Source organism: Catellatospora sp. TT07R-123 (assembly GCF_018327705.1).
Lineage (GTDB): Bacteria > Actinomycetota > Actinomycetes > Mycobacteriales > Micromonosporaceae > Catellatospora.
In genome coordinates, this window is record NZ_BNEM01000002.1 from 1961782 (window position 1) to 1979419 (window position 17638).

Sequence of the window (17638 nt, forward strand, 5' to 3'; positions counted from 1 at the left end):
GGCTCGGCGTGTCGGCCATCCGGGATCACGACATGACGGTGCCGGCGACGGAGATCGTCGCCGGCACCGGGAAAACGCAGGTCAGGCAAGCAGATCGGTGAGGCTGGCGGCGGTGAGGCCGTGCGCCTCGGCCACGGGGCCGTAGACGATCTCGCCCGCGTAGGTGTTCAGGCCCAGCGCCAGGGCCGGGTCGCGGCGCAGCGCCTCGCGCCAGCCGTGGTTGGCCAGCTCCACCGCGTACGGCAGGGTGACGTTGGTGAGGGCGTAGGTGCTGGTGTGCGGGACCGCGCCGGGCATGTTCGCCACGCAGTAGAAGATGGACTCGTGCACCTTGTACACCGGGTTGGCGTGCGTGGTGGCGTGGGAGTCCTCGAAGCAGCCGCCCTGGTCGATCGAGATGTCGACGAGCACGCTGCCGGGCTTCATCCGGGACACCAGGTTGTTGCTGACCAGCGTCGGGGCCTTGGCGCCCGGCACCAGCACGGCGCCGACGACCAGGTCGGCCTCCAGCACCGCCTGCTCCAGCTCGAAGGCGTTGGACATCACGGTGCGGACCTGGCCGGCGAACTGCTGGTCGACCTCGCGCAGCTTCTTGATGTTCTTGTCGAGGACGGTGACCTCGAAGCCCAGGCCGTGGGCGATGGTGGCGGCGTTGAGGCCGGACACGCCCGCGCCGATGACGACCGCCTTGGCGGGGCGCACGCCGGGCACGCCGCCGGGCAGCACGCCGCGGCCGCCCGCGAACCTCATCAGGTGGTACGCGCCGACCTGCGGGGCGAGCCGGCCCGCGACCTCGCTCATCGGGGCGAGCAGCGGCAGGGCGCCCTCGGCGGTCTCGACGGTCTCGTAGGCGATGCCGGTGACCTTCTGGGTGACCAGGGCGTCGGTGCACTCCTTGGACGCGGCCAGGTGCAGGTAGGTGAAGAGCACCTGCCCCTCGCGCAGGCGGTGGTACTCCTCGGCGATGGGCTCCTTGACCTTGAGCACCAGCTCGGCCGAGGCCCAGACCTCGTCGGCGGTGTCGAGGATGCGGGCCCCGGCCGCCGTGTACTCCGCGTCGGTGATCGACGAGCCCAGCCCGGCACCCGTCTCGACGACGACCTCGTGCCCGTTGCGGACGAACTCGTGGACGCCCGCCGGGGTGATCGCCACCCGGTACTCGTGGTTCTTGACCTCGCGGGGAATACCGACCTTCACGATGCACCTTCCTCGTTGCCTGCTGCCGGAGTGCCGTCGGCGCCGTTGCCGGCGGTCCACCCCTGCGGCGGCAGTCTAGGCTCGGCGCGGTGGCCGGAAGCCCTGACAGAGTGTCAGGCGATGATCCATCGACCTGACACCGTGTTGCGCATCCTCGACAGGATGGCCGCCCGCAGCTGTTCTCAAGGATAGTGCCGAAAAGGAAAAATGCCTTTTACCGGGTATGCCCGGAGCCGCTCACCGGGGCAGCGGCGCGTCCGCCGGGCGCAGGCCCTGGAAGCCGGTGTCGCGGGCACGGGCGGCCGCCAGCAGCCCCGCCACCGCCGCCGCGTTGCTGATCCGGCCGTCGGCGACCATGGCCAGCGCCTCGTCCAGCGGCACCCGGGCCACCTGCATGTCGGCCTCCTCGTCGCCGCGCACGTGCCGGTCCGCCTCGGGGATCTCGGCCAGGTCCCGGGCCAGGAACACCCGCACCAGCTCGTTCGAGAAGCCCGGCGAGGTGTGCAGGTCGACCAGCAGGTCGACGCGCCCGGCCGTCAGGTCGGCCTCCTCGGCCAGCTCGCGCAGCGCCGCCGTGGCCAGGTCCTCGCCGGAGACGTCCATCAGCCCCGCCGGCAGCTCCCACAGGTAGCGGCCGACCGGGTGGCGGTACTGGCGGACCAGCACGACGTGGTCCCGGTCGTCCAGGGCGGCCACCACGACCGCCCCGACGTGGCTGACCACGTCGCGCGGCGCCACCGACCCGTCCGGCATCGTCACGCTGTCGGTGCGGACACCGAAGACCCGTCCGGTGAACCGGACGATGCTGTCGACGACCTCGTACACCCGTACCCCCTCGAAAGACGAGGCGGTCGCGACCGGGCCGAAAAGGCCTGGTCGCGACCGCCGCGTGGTGTGTGGTTGTGGTGCCTAGCGCTGTGCCGCCACCGGCTCGGCCGCCTCGGCGACGCCCGGCAGCTGGTCGGCCTGAGCATAGGTGATGGCCGCACCCACGAGTCCACTGAAGAGCGGGTGCGGGCGCGTCGGCCGGCTCTTGAGCTCCGGGTGCGCCTGCGTGGCCACGAAGTACGGGTGCAGCTCCCGGTCCAGCTCCACGAACTCCACCAGGCGCCCGTCGGGCGAGGTGCCGGAGATCTGCAGGCCCGCCTTGGCCAGCGCGGGCCGGTAGGCGTTGTTGACCTCGTACCGGTGCCGGTGCCGCTCGCTGACCTCGGTGCCGCCGTAGACCTCGGCCACGATCGAGCCCGGGGTCAGCTTCGCCGGGTATGCGCCCAGGCGCATGGTGCCGCCCAGGTCGCCCTTGCCCGCAACGATGTCCTGCTGGTCGGCCATGGTGGAGATCAGCGGGTCCGGGGTGCGCTCGTCGAACTCCAGCGAGCTGGCGTTGGCGATGCCCGCCACGTGCCGGGCCACCTCGATGGCCATGCACTGCAGGCCCAGGCACAGGCCCAGGGTCGGGATGCGGTTCTCGCGGGCGTACCGGACGGCGCCGATCTTGCCCTCGATGCCGCGCACGCCGAAGCCGCCCGGGATCACCACGCCGTCGACGTGCGCCAGCGCCTTGGCCGCGCCCTCGGGCGTCTGGCAGTCGTCGCTGGGCACCCACTGGAGCTTGACCTTGGCCCGGTGGCCGAACCCGGCCGCCCGGATCGCCTCCGACACCGACAGGTACGCGTCCGGCAGGTCGATGTACTTGCCGACCAGCGCGATGGTGACCTCGTGCACCGGGTGGTGCACCCGCTCCAGCAGGTCGTCCCACGAGGCCCAGTCGACGTCGCGGAACGACAGGCCCAGCCGGCGCACCACGTACGCGTCCAGGCCCTCGCGGTGCAGCACCTTCGGGATGTCGTAGATGCTCGGCGCGTCCGGCGCCGCGACGACCGCCTCGACGTCGACGTCGCAGTAGAGGGCCAGCTTGCTCTTGACGCTGGCCGGGATGTCCCGGTCGGACCGGCACACCAGCGCGTCGGGCTGGATGCCGATGTTGCGCAGCGCCGCCACCGAGTGCTGGGTCGGCTTGGTCTTCAGCTCGCCCGACGGCGCCAGGTACGGCACCAGCGAGACGTGCAGGTAGAAGATGTTGTCCCGGCCGATGTCGTGGCGGATCTGGCGGATCGCCTCCAGGAACGGCAGCGACTCGATGTCGCCGACCGTGCCGCCCACCTCGGTGATCACCACGTCCGGGGTGCGGCCATGGCCGTCAGGCTCGGCCATGGCCCGGATCCGGGACTTGATCTCGTTGGTGATGTGCGGGATGACCTGGACCGTGTCGCCGAGGTACTCCCCGCGCCGCTCCTTGGCGATCACCGCCGAGTAGATCTGGCCGGTCGTCACGTTGGCCTTGGCCGACAGGTCCCGGTCCAGGAAACGCTCGTAGTGGCCGACGTCGAGGTCGGTCTCCGCTCCGTCCTCGGTGACGAAGACCTCACCGTGCTGGAACGGGTTCATGGTGCCCGGGTCCACGTTGAGATACGGGTCGAGCTTCTGCATGACCACGCGCAAACCGCGAGCGGTGAGGAGATTGCCGAGGCTGGAGGCCGTCAGGCCCTTGCCCAGCGAGGAGGCGACGCCTCCAGTGACGAAGATATGTTTGGTCGTCCGCGCTGCTACCACGGGGTTTCACCCTAACACGGGCGGTGCGTTCATCCGGCGGCTACGCCCCCGAAACCCCCACCGGGGTGTCGGCGCTCACTGACTCCTCCACGATCCGGGTCCGGTCGGCCGCGTGGCCGAGCACCCGCATCGCCCCCAGCGTCAGCAGGGGCAGCGCGGTGGCCGCGGCGGTGCCCGCCACGTTCAGCGCGGCGCCGCCCAGCAGGCCGCCCAGCACCGACGCCACGGCGATGCCGACCACGGCGGCGCGTACGGGCGGGTAGATGCCATACAGGCGCTTCAGGCCGCCCCAGGGGCGCATCAGCACCGCCCACATGAACACCGCCGCCACCAGCGCCAGCACCGTCAGCGGGCTGGTGACCAGCGCGATGCGGTTGGCGCTGCCGAGCCGGTTGAGGGTCAGCCCGGACGTGCCGTCGGCGAACTGGGCCAGGAACCGGCCGAGGCTGCCCTGCTGCTCCACCGGGCGGTGCAGGTCGACGTAGGCGAAGCCCACGGCCACCACCAGGCCGATGCCGAGCGCGACGGCCAGGCGCCGGAAGTTCAGCCAGCCGCCGGGGCACAGCGCGGCGGTCAGGCACACGCCCGCGGTCAGCGCGATCGCGCCGCCCGCGTCGGCGCCCCACGCCGGGGTGCCGACCAGCAGGATCGGCACCGCGCCGACGCCCGCGACCAGCAGCGGGCGGCGCCGCTGCGGCACGAGCTGGGCCAGGCACGCCGCGCTGAGCAGGACGGCGGCGAAGAACACCCCCATGCCGACCATGCCGATCCCGGCGTAGCGGCCGCCCTCCAGCGCCGAGTAGCCCGCGACGCCGTTGAGCTGGAGTTTCGCGCCGGTCACCAGGTCCAGGCCGACCACGGCGGCGGCGATCGCGGCGACCGCCCCGACCGGGCCGAGGGTCCGGGCACGCGAGACGGGCAGCCGCACCGTGAGCACGGTCAGCAGGGCGAGCACCAGCCCGGTGACGGCGAAGAAGATCAGACCGCGCTGGCCGAAGCGCCACCACGGCACGATGCCGGTGATCAATGCGGCGGGCATGGCCAGGGCGGCGCCGACCAGCAGCAGCTCCAGCAGCCGCACCACGCGCTCGGGCGGCGGGGTGGGCCCGGTGGGCCCGGCGTGGCGGTAGCTGCGCCGCAGCAGCGGCACCACGGCCGCGAACAGGCCGATCTGCGCCAGCGCCAGCAGCCAGAAGAACCAGGCCGACACGGTACGCGCCGCGGCCGCCTGCCGGTCGGCGTCGGTGCCCGCCGCGGTGGCCTCGCCGAGGTCGTCCGGGCGGCCCTGGGCGTGCGCGGCCGCGTGCCCGGCCATGATCTTCTTCGGCGCGTCCCGGCCCAGCATGGACAGGGCTGTCGGGGCCAGGTCGACCAGCTCCAGGTAACCGGGCCGGCCGGTGGACGCCGAGGTCAGCCAGCCGCCGGTCCAGCCCCGGCCGTCGGCGATGACGACGTGCAGCCGCGAGGTGCGGTCGGTGTCGGAGACCCCGGCGACCAGCAGCGTGGAGCGTTCCGGCCGGCCCTTGACAATCTTGGCGAGCACCGCGTCGGCGGCCTGCACCTGCTTGGCCCGCCGCTGCGGGGTGAGCCCGTCGACCGAACCGAGGTCGACGATGCTGAGCAGGCACTTGGACAGGGTCGAGGTCGGGTCGGCGGGCAGCTCGGGGGCGTACCGGTCGACACGGCCGAACGAGCGCGCCGCGGCCACCGCCGCGCCCTGGCCGACGGCCGCGGTGCAGCGCACCGACTCCGGCAGCGCACCGGGCACGGTCCCGAACGGCAGCTCCCGCTGCCGCTCCACCACGGCCCGCTGGTCGGGCAGGTAGGCCCCGATCGCGTCCGGGCGCTCGATCGCGACGTCGAGCTTCGGGCACACCTCGCCGACCTCGGTCGTGGTGCGCTCGGCGTAGTTGCCCGCGCCCAGCGTGAGCCAGCCGTCGCCGGGACAGGTCGGCACGTGCGCCGACCGGGTCGACAGGGACCCGATCGCGCCGCGCTCGGCCAGCATCCACAGCGTCGGGGTGCGCTCGGCGTCGATGTCGTCCCAGCGCAGCCCGGCCGCGCCGGCGATGATCACGTAGTCGGCGTCGTCGTCGGACAGCGGCTTGGCGGCGGCGGCCGTGCCGGACACGCCGAGGCCGAGCAGTGCCAGGAGCGAGACGACGGCGGCCAGGAGGAGGGGTGGCGGCCTGAGCATCAGCCGCGTCCCGCCCGGCCGGTCAGCTCGGCGTAGATGTCGCGCAGCTCGGACATGGTGGCCGCCTCGTCGGGCCAGGTCGCCGCCTGCGCCCGGCCTCGTTCGGCCAGCGCGGCCCGCGCCTGCGGATCGGCCAGCAGCTTGCGTACGGCCGTGTCCAGCCCGTCGGGGTCGTTCGGCTCGATCAGCACCGCGCCGTCGCCGACCAGCTCGGGGATGCCGCCGACGGCGGTGGCGACCAGCGGCAGGCCGCCGGACAGGGCTTCCTGGGCGAACAGCTGCCGTGCCTCCCATACGCTGGTGACGACGCCGAGGTCGGCGGCGGCGATCAGGTCGCCCACGTCGTTGCGGTGACCGAGCAGGGTGACCGGGGCGCGCAGCTGCGAGATCTGCGCGGCGAGGTCGAGGTAGCTCGGGCCCTCCCCCGCGATGAGCACCCGCGGCGTCGGGGTCAGTTCCCGCCAGCGCGCGGCGACGGAGACGAGCAGGTCGTATGCCTTCTGCTCGTGCAGCCGGCCCACCGACAGGATCAGCGGCGCGCCGTCGGGCACGCCCAGCCCCGCGCGCACCGAGGCGGTGCTGCGGCGGGTGCGGCGCGGCACGGGCGCGGCCACCGGCGCCAGGCGCGCGTCGGCCGAGCCGACCGCCCTGGCCCGCGCCACCAGATCGGCGGAGGCGCCCAGGGTCACCGTGGAGCTGCGCGCCACGATCCGCTCGATCAGGGTGTGCACCCGGCCGCGCAGGCCCGCGCGCAGCGGGGCGTTGTGCCAGGTGACCACGAGCGGGCAGGTCGGGCGGGCCAGGGCGGCCGCCATTCCGGCGCGCAGCCCGTGCGCGTGTACGACGTCGGGCCGCACGGCGGCGAGCTGGGCGCGCACCTGCCGCACCGCCCGCATGTCGCTGGGGTGCGGGTTCGCCGGGATCTCCACCGGGTGGAACCGGGCGCCCCGGTCCGTGAACCGGAAGTGCTCCTCGGTCGCGGCGGGACCGCAGACGGTGACCGCGCACCCGGCCTGCGACAGCCCGGCCGCCAGGCTCGCCACGTGCTGGCCGATGCCTCCGATGCTGGAGGCGAGCACGAGCATGACGCTGCCGGCCCAGTCCTGCCCAGCCGTCACGACAACACCCCGATCCTGGGCCCGCCCGTGTTCAGCCCGCTCCACCTGCTCGTGCACTCCCTGTTCGCCCGTACGCCCCGTTGCCTGGCCCGTCACCGCCGCCCGCGCCGCGCCACCCGCTCGATCAGGGGACGCAGGTCCGGCAGGTCGAGCAGGGCGCACACGCCCAGGAACACGGCGAGTGACACGCCACCGGACAGCATGCCCTGTCCGATCAAACCCATGATGCCTGGGGTCGGCCCGGAGACCACACGACCGGCCTCCACTCCGGCGGCCGCGCCCGCCAATCCGGCCACCGAAGCGGCCAGCAGGGCCCTGGGCAGGCCGGACAGGGCCATACGCCCCAGCCGGGCCCGGACCGCCAGCGCCAGGGCGAGCCCCATCACGGTCATGCCGACCGCGTTGGCGGCGCCCAGCGCGACAGCCCGTTCCGACTCGGGCAGCGCCGCCGACAGCCACAGCGCGGCGCCGATGGTCACCGCCCAGCCCGCGCCGACCCCGAGCGCGGCCAGCCGGTTGGCGCCGACCGCGTACAGGGTGCGCTGGTGCAGGGCGGTCAGGCCGTAGCCGAGCAGGCCGGGCGCGAACGCGGTCACCGCGGCCGCCAGGGTCCCGACCTGCTGCGGGTCGGCCAGCATCAGCCCGGCGGCGGGCTTGGCCACCGCCGCCAGCCCCGCCGCGCCCAGCCCGCTGAGCAGCAGCACCGCCCGGCCGGTCCGGGCCGTGGTGGCCCGCAGCGTGGCGGTGTCGGCGGTGGCGTGCGCGGTGGCGATGGCCGGGTACGCCGCAGTGGCGGCGGGCACGGCCAGCACCGCCCACGGCAGCAGGAACAGGGTCTGCGCGAAGTTGTACAGCGAGTTGGTGGCGCCGTCGACGGCCAGCGCGAGCCGGATCGTCACCAGCAGCGCGACCTGCTGCGCCGCCACGGTCGCCAGTCCCGCGAAGGCCAGCGAGCCGATGCGCCGCCGCTCGCCCGGCGCCACCCGGTAGGTGGGCCGCAGCCCCAGCCGCAGGCGGCTCACCGGGATCAGCAGGCACAGCGACAGCACCACCACCCCGGCCGTGGTGCCGAGCGCGAGGATGGCCAGCTCCCGGCCGTCGACGTCGGCCAGGGCCGGGGTCGCCCCCGCGGTGGCGGCGAACAGCAGGTACACGCCGATGACGGTCAGGCTGGACAGCAGCGGCGCCAGCACCGGCCAGGCGAACCGGCGGTGCGCGTGCAGCACACCGGTGAGCACGATGCCGATGCCGTACAGCGGCACCTGCGGTGCGAACGCGCGCAGCATGTCGGCCCCGGCCTCGTGCAGGCCCGGGTCGGCGTTCGGGGCGAGCAGGCCGATGACCGGCCCGGCGGCCAGCCACAGCACCAGCGCCAGCGGCACCAGCGCGGTCAGCGTCCAGGTGAGCAGGGCCGAGACGGTGCGGCGTACGCCGTCGCGGTCCCCGGCGGCCAGCGGCCCGGCCAGCAGCGGCACCACCAGCCCGGCCAGCGCCCCGCCCGCCACGATCTCGAAGATGATGTTGGGGATGGTGTTCGCGGCCAGGTACATGCCGCCGAGGTCGCCGGAGCCGACCGTGTGCGCGAAGACCCAGGTGCGGGCGAACCCGGCGACCCGGCTCGCGACGGTCAGCACGGCGATCAGCGTCGCCGCGCCCGCGATGCGCGCGGCGGCGCGGTCACCGGGTGCGGCGGCGCCGACGGGGGTGTCGGCGGCCACGGTCATGTAGCGGTACGGCGAGCCGCCCGCGCCCGGGTGGTCTTGGCCTGCTTCGGCGCCACCGGCTCAGCCCCGGCCCCGGCCCCGTCCTCGGCCTCCACGTCGACCTCGGCCTCGGCACCACCAGCGGCCTCGGCACCGCGAGCGGCCTCGGCACCGCGAGCGGCGTCGGCGCCGCCAGCGGCCTCGGCGTCCGCGTCGGCCGGGGCCGCCGAAGATCGGCGTTTGCGGTCGGAATCTGCTGTCTGCGGCGAGGAAACGACCGAAGACGGCGATCTCTGCGGCGAAACGGCGGCAGCGCCGGGCGACGCGGCGGTGGCGGGCGACACGGCAGCGCCGGGCGACACGGCGGTGGCCGCGGTCGCCGCAGCCGCCGCGGTCGCGGGCAGGCGGTCGGCGGGCAGGCGGCCGAAGGCGTCGATGTCGCGCAGCACCGGCGTCCGCTCGATGACCTTGGTGAAGCTGACCTTCTCGCTGGCCAGGGTCAGCGCGGTGATGCCGGTCAGCATCACCGCGCGGCCGAACAGCCCGGTGCGGGCGGTGGCCGCGACGCCGAGCAGCGCGCCCAGCGAGTTGGCCCCGCTGTCGCCCAGCATGATGTTCTCGCCGAGGTCGTCGGGGAGCAGGCTGACGCTCGCGCCGAGCGGCCCGGCGGCCAGCCCGCCGGCTCGGGTCGCCGTCAACGGCACGCCGAGCAGCACGCCCGCCTTCAGCGCCCGGCCGGGGCGCAGATCGAGCAGGTTCATCAGGTTGGCGCTGCCCGCGATCACACCCGCGCCCAGCACCACCTCGACCAGGCGTCCGGCGCGGCCGCGCCCGCGGCGGTCCGGCAGCAGCGCGGCGGCGGCGAGCGCCCCGGCGCCCACTCCGGCGATCTTGACCAGGCCGCTGGTCACCCGGCCCTCGCGCAGCGCGCGCAGGTGGCCGCGGAAGCCCTTGTCGCCCCGCTGGTCGGGGCGGGCGCCGACGATGTCGTCGTAGAGGCCCACCGCGCCCGCGGACAGGCCCGCCGTCGCGGCGGCGGTGGCCGTACGCACGTCACCGGCGCCCAGGGCGCTGGTGAGGCTGGCCGACACCGCCAGGGCGGGGCCCCCGGCCAGGGTCACCGTGCGGCCCCGGAAGTTGGTGCGCTCAAGCTGCCCGGCCTGCGGCCGGGTGTTCACCGTACGCAGCGCGGCCCGGGCGCCCCAGGCGCCCAGGCCGATCAACGCTGCCCTTGCCAGCAGGCCCACAGTTCAGCTCACTTCGCCTCTTGGGGCAGCAGGGCGGTCGCGTTGGTGCCGACGCCGTAGTGCCCGGCCTTGTTGTCGGAGATCTGCTCGTACACCGCCAGGGACGTGGCGACCTGGCCCTGCGCCGTGTCGGCGTTGTCCACCGTGGAGATCGTCTTGGCCAGCGTGGCGTCGTCGCGCACCTCGAGCATCAGGTTGCCCTCGCCGCCCAGCACGCCCGCGACCACCGCGATCCCGGCGTGGTCGAACTGCACCGCCGTGGTGACCACCGAGGCGTTCTTGCCCGCCGCCTGGCTGTCGGTGTACGGCGACCCCGACACGATCACGACCGCCTCGGCGGGGCCGGAGATGGTGGCGTCGAAGTTCAGGTAGCCCAGCTTGTTGAACGCGGTCAGCACCGCCTGCCGGTCCGGGTTCGGCACGGTCGGCGAGCGGTCCAGCAGCACGGCGGCCAGCAGCGCGCTGGCGGTCTCGACGCCGTCGCTGTTGGTCGGGATCGCCGAGGTCGGCACCGTGGCGGGCTCGGCGTTGCTGGCCAGGTCCAGCAGCTCGGCGCTGTTGTCCGGGTTGAAGAACTTGTCCTGCAGGTCCACCGTACCGACGATCTTGGAACCGGCGGTCTTGAGCATCGTGGCCACGGCCGGGACGTGGTCCCGGGCCGACGGCAGGGTCACCAGCACCACGCGGCGGTTGGTGAGCTTGCCCGCGAGCATGATCGGAGCCGCTTCGGTGACGAACTGCTCCTCGCGGTTGGCCTGGTCGCGCAGGCCGGTGACCTGGTCGCGCAGCTGCGAGTTGGTCTTGCGCAGCGCGTTGACGTTGTCCTCGAGGGCGTCGGCCGCCGGGCCGTTGAGCGCGGCCGTGCCCACGACCAGGCCGATCGCCAGGGCCAGGAAGACCGCGGTCATCGACACCACGTGGTATCGGAAATTGATCACGATGAAGCCTATCGTCCCGGGAGCCTAGAACAGTTTCTGCAACTGGAACATCAGCGCGTCCCAGCGCTCGGCGGCCAGCGACAGGTAGGCCTTGCCCACCGTCGACACGGCGACCGCGGCCGCCATCGCGGCGATCGCGGACAGTACCAGCAGCAACAGCGAAGATCCGGAGATGCTCTGCCGGTACAGCCGGCTCACGCCCTTGGCGTCGACCAGTTTGCCGCCCACCCGCAGCCGGGTGAGGAACGTCGACGCCATGCCGCCGCGGCCCTTGTCCAGGAACTCCACGAGCGTGGCGTGCGTGCCGACCGCCACGATCAGGGTCGCGCCCTTCTCGTCGGCCAGCAGCATCGCGATGTCCTCGCTGGTCGCCGCAGCCGGGAAGGTGATCCCGGACACGCCCAGCGAATGCACCCGGTCCAGACCCGGCGCGCGCCCGTCCGGGTACGCGTGCACGACCACCTCCGCGCCGCAGCGCAGCACGTCGTCGGTGACCGAGTCCATGTCCCCGATGATCATGTCGGGGGTGTAGCCCGCCTCGACCAGCGCGTCCGCGCCGCCGTCCACGCCGATCAGCACCGGCTTGAACTCGCGGATGTACGGCCGCAGCACGTCGAGGTCGGCCTTGTAGTCGTAGCCCCGCACCACGATCAGGCAGTGCCGGCCCGAGATCTGGGTCTTGATGTCCGGCACGCCGACACCGTCGAGCAGCAGCTCGCGCTCCTGCTTGAGGTATTCCATGGTGTTGGCGGCGAACGCCTCCAGCTGCACCGACAGGCCCTCGCGGGCGTCGAGCATCGCTTTGCTCACCGTGTCGGCGTCCTGGCGCGTCCCATGCGCCACCGGCTCGCCCTTGACATAGACGGTGTTGCCCTCGATCCGCACCTGGTCGCCCTCGCGGATCTGCTGGAACACCCCCTCGCCGAGGTCGTCGATCAGCGTGATGCCAGCCTCGACCAGCACCTGCGGGCCCAGGTTCGGGTACCTGCCGGAGATCGACGGCTTGGCGTTGAGGACCGCGGCGACCCCCACAGCGACCAGGGAGTCTGCCGCGACCCGGTCCAGATCGACGTGATCGATCACGGCGATCTCACCAGGACGCAGACGACCGACCAGACGCTTGGTCCGGCGATCTAGCCGTGCGGTGCCGGTCAGGTTTCCCGGTTCGGCAGTCCGGGTCCGGCGCAAGGTGGGAAGACGCATCGCTGCCATCCTGGCATGTCACTTCGGGGTTCGCGGGTACGACACCCCTTGATCGGCCGATACCGCCCGAATTGTGATCCAGGAAATGTGCTGGACACCGCACTGACCTCGGCGTGTCGGATTTCAGCCGCCGCCCCGACCCCGGCCGGACCGGGCCCGCCCCTCCCGGGACGCCGCGTGTCTAGAGTGAGCCGATGGTGTATCTGATGCTTGCGGGAGCGATCCTCGCCGAGGTCGCCGCCACGGTCTGCCTGCGCGCCTCGGCGGGCTTCACCAAGGTCGTGCCGTCGGTCGTGGTGGTCGTCGGGTACATCACCGCGTTCGTGCTGCTCAGCCAGGTGCTCAAGCGCGGCATGGCCCTCGGCCTGGCGTACGGCGTCTGGGCCGGCATCGGCGTGGCCCTGGTCGCCATCGCGGGCGTCGTCTTCTTCCATGACAGGTTCACCTGGATCCAGGTCGTCGGCCTGGTCCTCGTCGCCGCAGGCGTGGCGGCCCTCGAACTCGGCCAGTCCCACTGACCCACGCCCCACCCCCTCCACGCCGCGACCCACCCTCCACGCCCCACCCGCCACGCCACGCCGGGACGGGACGGGCCCGCCGCGGCGGGCCCGCCGGACCGGGCGGCCCGGTGGATCGTGCAGTTTCGGGGAAAGTGCGCGAATCTTGGCCGCTATTCGTGCAGTTTCCCCGAAACTGCACGAATCACCCCCGCCCGGCGGCGGGGCGGGCGGAGCGGCGGGGCGGGGCGGGAGGGCAGCGGGTGGAAAGGGCGAAGCCCCGTGCCGCCGGTGGCGGGACGGGGCTTCGGGTGGGACGGGTCACTCGGCGGTGCGCTCGCGGGCGGCCACCGCCAGCAGTTCCTCGGCGTGGGCGATACCCAGGTCGGAGTCGGGCAGACCGGCCAGCATGCGGGCCAGCTCGCGCGCCCGCTCGGTCTCCTCGACCACCCGCACGCCACTGGTCGTGATCGCGCCACCGGTGTCCTTGGCCACCACCAGGTGCCGGTCCGCGAACGCCGCCACCTGCGGCAGGTGGGTCACCACCAGCACCTGGTGGTTGCGGGCCAGCCGGGCCAGCCGACGGCCGATCTCGACCGCCGCCCGGCCGCCGACCCCGGAGTCGACCTCGTCGAACACGAGCGTGGGCGGGCCGCCGACCCCGGCGAACACGACCTCGATCGCGAGCATCACGCGTGACAGCTCACCGCCGGAGGCGCCCTTCTGCAGCGGCAGCGCGGGCGCGCCCGGGTGGGCCAGCAGGCGCAGTTCGATGTCGTCGGCGCCGTCGGGGGTCACGCCCGACTCGACCCCGCCGACCACCAGGCTGACGTCACCGGCCGGACGCGGCACGACCAGCACCTGGATGCGGGCGTGCGGCATGGCCAGGCCGGCCAGCTCGACGGTCACCTTGTCGGCGAACCGGCCGGCCGCCTCCAGCCGCGCCGCGCGCAGCTTCTCGGCGACCACGGCGACCTCACCGGCGAGCCGGTTCAGCTCGCGCTCCAGCTCCTCCAGGAGCTCGTCGGAGGTGTCCAGCGCCGACAGGCGCGCCTTGGCGTGCTCGGCCCAGGCGATGACGCCCTCGACGTCGTCGGCGTACTTGCGGGTCAGGGAGCGCAGGGCGGCGCGCCGCTCGTAGATGAACTGCAGGCGGGCCGGGTCGGCGTCGAGGCTGGCCAGGTACGTCGACAGCTCCACCGACACGTCGCCGAGCAGCGTCGCCGCCTCCTCCAGCCGGGCCGCGTACTCGCCGAGCTTGGTGTCGACGGTCGACTGGGACTCCAGCGTGCGCCGGGCGGTGCCGATGAGGCTGGTCGCGTCCTCGCTGTCGGTCTCGCCGCCGCCGGCGATGGCCTGGTGCGCGATGTGGGCGGCCGTGCGCAGCCCCTCGGCGTGTTCGAGCCGCTGGGCCTCGTTGCGCAGCTCCTCGTCCTCGCCGGGCTGCGGGTCGACCCGCGTGATCTCGTCCAGGCCCAGGCGCAGCAGGTCGGCCTCCTGCGCCCGCGTACGCGCGTTGGCGCGGCGGTCGGCCAGGTCGTCGGCGACGCCCCGCCAGCGGGTGAACAGCTCCTTGAACTCGACGAGCAGCTTCTCGTGCTCCGGACCGGCGAAGCGGTCCAGCGCGCCGCGCTGCTCGGACGGGCGCAGCAGCCGCAGCTGGTCGGACTGCCCGTGCACGGCGACGACCAGCTCGCCGACCTCGCCGAGCAGCGACACCGGCACGGTGCGGCCGCCGACGAACGCCTTGGAGCGGCCCTCGATGGTGACGGTGCGGCTCATGAGCAGGCTGCCGTCGACGTCGGCCTCCGCCCCGGCGTCGGCGACCCGCGCCGACACGGCGGTGGCGGCGTGCCCGCCCAGCCGCAGCCGGCCCTCGACCGACGCCCGGCCCGGATCCTGCCGGACCCGGCCCGCGTCCGCCCGGCCGCCGAAGAGGAGCCCGAGCCCGGTGACGACCATGGTCTTGCCGGCCCCGGTCTCGCCTGTGATGACGTTCATGCCACGGGTCAGCGGGAGCGTGGTGTCCTCGATGACGCCGAGACCGGTGATGCGCAACTCTTCCAGCACAGCAGATGACAGTAGTCCGCCCCTGTGACACTGTCACGCTGGGAGGGGCGCGTCACCTGCTCAGTGGGCACCGTGACGGCCGCCGTGACCCCGCCAGCCCTCCACCGGGAGCCCGAACTTGGCCACCAGCCGGTCGGTGAACGGCTGCGGCCGCAGCCGCGCCACCCGCACCGGCAGCGCCCCTCGGCGCACCGTGACCTGCGCTCCCGGCGGCAGATGGAAGACGCGGCGCCCGTCGGCGCACATCACCGCCTGCTCGGTGTACGGGTCGATGGTGATCTGGATCAGCGAGCTGGGCGCGGTCACCAGCGGGCGGCTGAACAGCGCGTGCGCGCTGATCGGCACCAGCAGCAGCGCCTCCACCTGCGGCCACACCACCGGCCCGCCCGCCGAGAACGCGTACGCCGTAGAGCCTGTCGGAGTGGCGCACACCACGCCGTCGCAGCCGTAGCGCGACAGCGGGCGACCGTCCACATCGACCAGCAGCTCCAGCATCCGCTCCCGGCTGGCCTTCTCGACGCTGACCTCGTTGAGCGCCCAGGACTCGGCGATCGTCTCGCCCGCCAGTTCGGCGGAGACGTCGATGGTCAGCCGCTCCTCGACGCTGTAGGCGCGCGCCACCACGTCGCGTACGGCCAGGTCCAGGTCGGCGATCTCGGCCTCGGCCAGGAACCCGACCCGGCCCAGGTTGATGCCCAGCAGCGGGGCGCCCTCCGGGCGCGCCAGCTCCGCGGCACGCAGCAGCGTGCCGTCGCCGCCGATGGCGAACACGATCTCGGCCTCGCGCGCCGCGCAGGCGCCCGAGACCGGGTTCACCCCGGACAGGTCCAGGTCCTCGGCCTCCTCGGCGACGACCCGTACCGTGAAACCGGCCGCGATCAGGTCGCGGGCCACCGTCCGGGCGTGGTCGGTGGAATCCTTGCGCCCGGTATGGGTGACCAGCAGCGCCACGCGCTCCGTCACCGCACCTCCCCCGTCTCGTCGTCCTCGGCCTGCCCGGACCCGACCCCGGCCTCGACGACCGCACGGATGTGCGCGGGGTCGGCCGCGGGCGCGTCCCGACGGAACCACACGAAGAACTCCACGTTGCCCGACGGGCCCGGCAGCGGGCTGGCGACCACCCCGGCCACACCGAGGCCCAACTGCGCCGCGGCGGCGGCCACGTCGAGCACCGCGTCGGCCCGCAGCGCCGGATCGCGCACGACCCCGCCCGCGCCGACGCGCTCCTTGCCCACCTCGAACTGCGGCTTGACCATCAGCACCAGGTCGCCGTCGGTGCACGCGGCCAGCGCGGGCAGCACCAGCCGCAGCGAGATGAACGACAGGTCGGCGACGGTGAGTTCCACCACGCCGCCGATCAGCTCCGGCGTCAGCGTGCGCACGTTGGTGCGCTCGTGCACCTTCACCCTCTCGTCGGTACGCAGCGACCAGGCGAGCTGGCCGTAGCCGACGTCGACGGCGACCACCTCGGCCACCCCGGCGCGCAGCAGCACGTCGGTGAAGCCGCCGGTGGACGCCCCGGCGTCCAGGCAGCGGCGCCCGGCGACGCCCAGCCCCTGCGGGACGAACGCCGCCAGCGCGCCGGCCAGCTTGTGCCCACCCCGGGAGACGTACTCGTCACCCGGGGCGACGTCGACGACCCGCACCGCGTCGGCGGGGTCGACCATCGCCGCGGCCTTGTGCGCCGCCGTGCCGCGCACCTCGACCCGGCCCGCGGCGATCAGCTCGCCCGCGTGGTCACGCGAGCGGGCCAGGCCGCGGCGGACCAGCTCCGCGTCCAGGCGGGTGCGCTTGGCCACGGCAGCCTCAGGCCGCGTCGATCGCGGTCAGGACCTCGCGCAGGGTACGGTGCGCCGCCTCGTACGCCTCCAGCTGCTCCGACAGGGGCAGCTCGGCCGCGTTGGCGACCCCGCGCACCGCCGCGTCGACGGCGTGGTGCCCGGTCGGACCCGGCATGAGCGTCGCCGGGCTCGGCACCGCCCGCGGCGCGGACGCCCCGGTCGAGAACGACAGCGGCAGCTGCGGCGAGCTCACGACCCGGCCTTACCGGCAGCCGCCTTCTTGACGGGCGCCTTCTTCGCCACGGCCTTGACCGCGGTCTTCTGCTCGGCCTTGGCGGGCTCGGCCTTGGCGGGCTCCGTCTTGGCGGGCTCGGTCTTGGCGGCCGCCTTCGCGACCTTCCTGACCGGCGCCTTCTTCGCCGCCACCGGCACGTCGTCGGCCTTCGGCGCGGCGGCGGCGACCGGCGCGGCGGCGGGCTCAGCCGCCTTCGCGGGCTCAGCCGCCTTCGCGACAGTGGTCTTGGCCACAGCCTTCTTGGCGACCGCCTTCTTCGCCACCACGGGCTTCGACGCCGCAGCCGGGACGGGCTCGGCGGCCGAGGCCTGCTCAGCCGGGGTCGCGGCGGCGGGGGCGGCCGACGCGGCGTGGGCCTCGTGCAGCTCGCGCTCCAGGTCCTCGATCCGGGCGGTCAGCGTGGCGACCTCCTCGGCGGTGGCCAGGCCGACGCGGCCCAGGGCACGGTCGAGCTCCAGCCGGACGATGCGGGTCACCGCCTCGCGGTTGGCCAGCCCGGTGCTGACCAGGTCCTCGGCCATCGCCTGCAACTGGGTCGCGGTCGCGCCGCTCTTGCCCAGCAGCTCCTTGGCCGCCTTGCGGACGGTCTTCTCGGCCTTCTTCTTCGACGCCTCGGTGAGCCCGAACGCCAGCTCAAGGTACGCCTTGACCACGTCCTGGACCGGTTCGCCCGACTTGGTTGCCACTGCTGTCACCATCCATCCTGCCGACTGACGCACCCGGAAAGGGCCTGCCCGTTGCGCCGCCGTACGGCGGCGCAACGGGCAGGCTCCGGCCTA

At 73.8% G+C, this 17638-nt stretch carries 14 protein-coding genes and 1 pseudogene; 1 reads left to right on the forward strand and 14 read right to left on the reverse strand.

The genetic code is table 11. The features are described from left to right. Nucleotides 1-81 precede the first annotated feature (81 nt). From ald to steA, 9 genes and pseudogenes are all read right to left on the reverse strand, one after another. Nucleotides 82-1197 (reverse strand): alanine dehydrogenase, encoded by a 1116-nt coding sequence (ald, locus tag Cs7R123_RS28775; protein WP_212831030.1) that lies wholly within the window; start codon nt 1195-1197, stop codon nt 82-84. Nucleotides 1198-1434: 237 nt separating this feature from the next. Beyond that, nucleotides 1435-2022: an NUDIX domain-containing protein gene (locus Cs7R123_RS28780; protein WP_244872206.1), complete on the reverse strand. Its 588-nt coding sequence runs from the start codon at nt 2020-2022 to the stop codon at nt 1435-1437. An 84-nt stretch (nt 2023-2106) separates the two neighbouring features. Then, nucleotides 2107-3810: a CTP synthase gene (locus Cs7R123_RS28785; protein ID WP_212831032.1), complete on the reverse strand. Its 1704-nt coding sequence runs from the start codon at nt 3808-3810 to the stop codon at nt 2107-2109. Between the two features lie 40 nt (nt 3811-3850). Next, entirely contained in the window at nt 3851-6007 is a 2157-nt protein-coding gene (locus Cs7R123_RS28790; RefSeq protein WP_212831034.1) for a hypothetical protein, read from the reverse strand. After that, nucleotides 6007-7092: a glycosyltransferase family 4 protein gene (locus tag Cs7R123_RS28795; protein ID WP_212834601.1), complete on the reverse strand. Its 1086-nt coding sequence runs from the start codon at nt 7090-7092 to the stop codon at nt 6007-6009. Before Cs7R123_RS28795 ends, Cs7R123_RS28790 begins: the two co-directional genes overlap by 1 nt. A gap of 125 nt (nt 7093-7217) precedes the next feature. Beyond that, nucleotides 7218-8849 carry a murein biosynthesis integral membrane protein MurJ gene (gene murJ / locus Cs7R123_RS28800; protein WP_212831037.1) on the reverse strand — a complete coding sequence of 544 codons (1632 nt, stop codon included), beginning with the start codon at nt 8847-8849 and terminating at the stop codon, nt 7218-7220. Nucleotides 8850-9247: 398 nt separating this feature from the next. Further along, nucleotides 9248-10075, reverse strand: a pseudogene (locus Cs7R123_RS28805) (hypothetical protein); the annotation flags it as partial. Between the two features lie 8 nt (nt 10076-10083). Then, on the reverse strand, nt 10084-11013 hold the full coding sequence (locus Cs7R123_RS28810; RefSeq protein ID WP_212831038.1) for a copper transporter: 930 nt from the start codon (nt 11011-11013) through the stop codon (nt 10084-10086). A 24-nt stretch (nt 11014-11037) separates the two neighbouring features. Then, nucleotides 11038-12216, reverse strand: a complete 1179-nt coding sequence (gene steA / locus Cs7R123_RS28815) for a putative cytokinetic ring protein SteA (RefSeq protein WP_212831040.1) — start codon at nt 12214-12216, stop codon at nt 11038-11040. Between the two features lie 206 nt (nt 12217-12422). Here steA and Cs7R123_RS28820 point away from each other — a divergent pair, with 206 nt between their 5' ends. Next, on the forward strand, nt 12423-12734 hold the full coding sequence (locus Cs7R123_RS28820; RefSeq protein WP_212831041.1) for a multidrug efflux SMR transporter: 312 nt from the start codon (nt 12423-12425) through the stop codon (nt 12732-12734). A gap of 300 nt (nt 12735-13034) precedes the next feature. Here the strand turns inward: Cs7R123_RS28820 and recN are convergent, their stop codons facing one another. From recN to Cs7R123_RS28845, 5 genes are read right to left on the reverse strand one after another with little or no spacing between them, the layout of a single operon-like run. Beyond that, a complete protein-coding gene (recN, locus tag Cs7R123_RS28825) occupies nt 13035-14783 on the reverse strand; it encodes a DNA repair protein RecN (RefSeq protein WP_212831042.1) in 1749 nt (582 codons plus the stop codon). A gap of 60 nt (nt 14784-14843) precedes the next feature. After that, entirely contained in the window at nt 14844-15746 is a 903-nt protein-coding gene (locus Cs7R123_RS28830) for an NAD kinase (RefSeq protein ID WP_212831043.1), read from the reverse strand. Further along, nucleotides 15743-16582 carry a TlyA family RNA methyltransferase gene (locus Cs7R123_RS28835; protein WP_212831044.1) on the reverse strand — a complete coding sequence of 280 codons (840 nt, stop codon included), beginning with the start codon at nt 16580-16582 and terminating at the stop codon, nt 15743-15745. Before Cs7R123_RS28835 ends, Cs7R123_RS28830 begins: the two co-directional genes overlap by 4 nt. A 7-nt stretch (nt 16583-16589) precedes the next feature. After that, nucleotides 16590-16817, reverse strand: coding sequence for a hypothetical protein (locus Cs7R123_RS28840; RefSeq protein WP_212835141.1), 228 nt, complete (start codon nt 16815-16817; stop codon nt 16590-16592). Then, a complete protein-coding gene (locus tag Cs7R123_RS28845) occupies nt 16814-17554 on the reverse strand; it encodes a phasin family protein (protein WP_212831045.1) in 741 nt (246 codons plus the stop codon). Before Cs7R123_RS28845 ends, Cs7R123_RS28840 begins: the two co-directional genes overlap by 4 nt. Nucleotides 17555-17638: the final 84 nt, after the last annotated feature.

Excerpts from the sequence above, each read along its gene's own strand:
- murJ (WP_212831037.1), bottom strand. The coding sequence starts at position 8,849 with ATGACCGTGGCCGCCGACACCCCCGTCGGCGCCGCCGCACCCGGTGAC.
- Cs7R123_RS28795 (WP_212834601.1), bottom strand. The coding sequence starts at position 7,092 with ATGCTCGTGCTCGCCTCCAGCATCGGAGGCATCGGCCAGCACGTGGCG.
- steA (WP_212831040.1), bottom strand. The coding sequence starts at position 12,216 with ATGCGTCTTCCCACCTTGCGCCGGACCCGGACTGCCGAACCGGGAAAC.
- Cs7R123_RS28790 (WP_212831034.1), bottom strand. The coding sequence starts at position 6,007 with ATGCTCAGGCCGCCACCCCTCCTCCTGGCCGCCGTCGTCTCGCTCCTG.
- Cs7R123_RS28820 (WP_212831041.1), top strand. The coding sequence starts at position 12,423 with ATGCTTGCGGGAGCGATCCTCGCCGAGGTCGCCGCCACGGTCTGCCTG.